Here is a 2,479-nt window from a genome sequence, read left to right as displayed (position 1 = left end):
TTTTCTTCCAAACCGAAAATTAAATTCATGTTCTGCACCGCTTGCCCAGACGCACCTTTTAATAAGTTATCTATGGCAGAGGTGATCAACAGCACATCTTCATGTTTATGTAAGTGGATGTGACATTGATTTGTATTTACCACTTGTTTTAAATTGATGGGCTCATCTGATATTTGGGTGAACACCGCATCATTATAAAATTCCTGAAAGATTTTTTTAGCATCCTCTAAACTACCCTCAAATTTGGTGTAGGAAGTTGCCAAAATACCACGGGTAAAATTCCCTCTATTGGGCATAAAATACAGATTACCAGTATCTTTTTGAAATGAATGTAAGCTCTCGTTGATTTCCCCTAAATGCTGATGCGTAAAAGGCTTGTACCAGCTTACATTATTATTTCTCCATGAAAAGTGAGAAGTTGCAGACGGACTAACACCCGCACCGGTACTACCGGTTACAGCATTTATATGTACTTCATTGTCCAACAACCCCGCTTTTGCCAAGGGTAGCAATGCCAATTGGATAGCAGTTGCAAAACAACCTGGATTAGCTATATATTTTGCATTTTCAATTTCAGATTTGAATAATTCCGGTAAACCATAAACAAACTCCTTACCACTGAAATTGGCATCGGTGTGCAATCTAAAATCATTGCTTAAATCTATGATAACGGTATCTTTTGAAAATTGATGCTCGTTTAAAAATGCGGTAGAATTACCATGGCCTAAACATAGAAAAACAACGTTTACATTTAGATTTACATTACCCGTAAACGCTATATCCGTAACTCCCAATAGATCTGGATGAGCCGTTGTTACCTTTTTTCCAGCTCTAGTAGTACTGAATACAAAATCGATTTCAGTTGCTGGGTGATGTAATAAGATGCGAATTAGCTCACCTCCCGTATAACCAGAACCACCAATAATACCTGCTTTAATCATAATTTTCTTTTGTGTAATTAGTGCGAAGTATTAAGTATGAAGTACTTAAACAACACTTTTAATTCTTTACTTAATAATTTGTACTCATTACTTAATACTATTTTTCCTAACTCCTAACTCCTAACTCCTAACTCCTAACTATTTATTTATCCCCATTTACATGGTTGTAGATTTTTCCTGAATTAGAAAGTATTTTAATAAATCCTTTAGCGTCATCTGCTGTCCATCCTTTATTGACCTCGCCATATTTACCAAAAGCATCGGTCATTAAATCATGTTTAGATGAAATACCGTGTAACCTGAACTGAAATGGATATAAGCCTACAAATACATCTCCGGAAACCGTTTTTTGAGTATCTGTCAAGAAGGTTTCTATGTTACGCATTACAGCATCTAGGTAATTGCCTTCATGCAATAACATGCCATAGAAATTGCCTTGTTGTTCCTTTTGATATTGTTGCCACTTTGTAAGTGTATGTTTCTCTAATAAATGGTGTGCTTTTATGATAATTAAAGATGCAGGAGCCTCAAACCCAACTCTGCCTTTGGTACCTATAATAGTATCGCCAACGTGAATATCCCTTCCAATGGCATATTTAGATGCCAAAACCTCTAGTTTTTCAATATTTGCAACTGGGTTGTCTTTTGCACCATCAATAGCAACTAATTCGCCATTTTCAAAAGTAAGTTTTACCTCTGTAGGGTTCTTTTCCTGTAATTGGCTTGGGTAGGCGCTATCTGGTAAGGGCTTTTCTGAAGTTAATGTCTCTTCGCCACCAACAGAAGTACCCCAAAGTCCTCTATTAATAGAGTATTTTGCTTTTTCCCAAGGATAATCTACACCGTTTTCTTTTAAGTATGCAATCTCTTCTTCCCTAGCTAATTTGTTGTCTCTAATAGGCGTGATGATTTCAATTTCTGGAGCAATGATCTGGAAAATCATATCAAAACGTACTTGGTCGTTACCCGCGCCTGTACTACCGTGGGCAATATAGTTAGCGCCTATTTTTTTAGCGTAATTTACAATTTCTATTGCCTGTACAATTCGTTCTGCACTTACGGAAAGTGGGTAGGTATTGTTTTTAAGTACATTACCAAAAATAAGATACTTTACTACTTTATCATAAAAGGTCTGTACGGCATCTATAGAGGTATAAGAAGAAGCGCCCAGTTCAATAGCTTTCTTCTCAATTTCCTTTATTTCCGCAACTGAGAAACCTCCTGTGTTCACGCTTACTGCATGAACTTCAAATCCTTTGTCTTTTGATAAATGCTTGGCGCAATAAGAAGTATCCAATCCGCCGCTGTATGCTAGTACTAATTTTTTCATTTTATGATGTTCAATTCCGGTGATACCGGGTAATTATTATTTTGGTTTGATAGGGTTAGAAAAGAGAGGTTAGAAAAAAGAAAATAGAAATTAGAGAAGAGATGTTAGAAAGAAGGTTGAAACCTTTAGCATTCAGCTCATAATTTTTTATTTTCTATACTCTATACTCTATACTCTATACTCTATACTCTATACTCTATACTCTATA

The 2,479-nt window shown here is 35.9% G+C and carries 2 protein-coding genes; both read right to left on the bottom strand.

Annotated features, from left to right (window positions below):
• Positions 1-941: N-acetyl-gamma-glutamyl-phosphate reductase (gene argC, locus QZ657_RS09330; protein ID WP_291966457.1), on the bottom strand; the 941-nt coding region annotated here is incomplete at its 3' end.
• Between the two features lie 142 nt (positions 942-1,083).
• Positions 1,084-2,271 carry an argininosuccinate synthase gene (locus QZ657_RS09325; protein WP_291966455.1) on the bottom strand — a complete coding sequence of 396 codons (1,188 nt, stop codon included), beginning with the start codon at positions 2,269-2,271 and terminating at the stop codon, positions 1,084-1,086.
• Positions 2,272-2,479 lie beyond the last annotated feature (208 nt).

The sequence above is a fragment of the Maribacter sp. genome, assembly GCA_020629415.1.
Lineage (GTDB): Bacteria > Bacteroidota > Bacteroidia > Flavobacteriales > Flavobacteriaceae > Maribacter > Maribacter huludaoensis.
This window is presented reverse-complemented; position numbering and strand designations above follow the sequence as displayed.

Bases quoted from the DNA above. Each gene is read 5' to 3' on its own strand.
- QZ657_RS09325 (WP_291966455.1), bottom strand. From the start codon at position 2,271: ATGAAAAAATTAGTACTAGCATACAGCGGCGGATTGGATACTTCTTAT.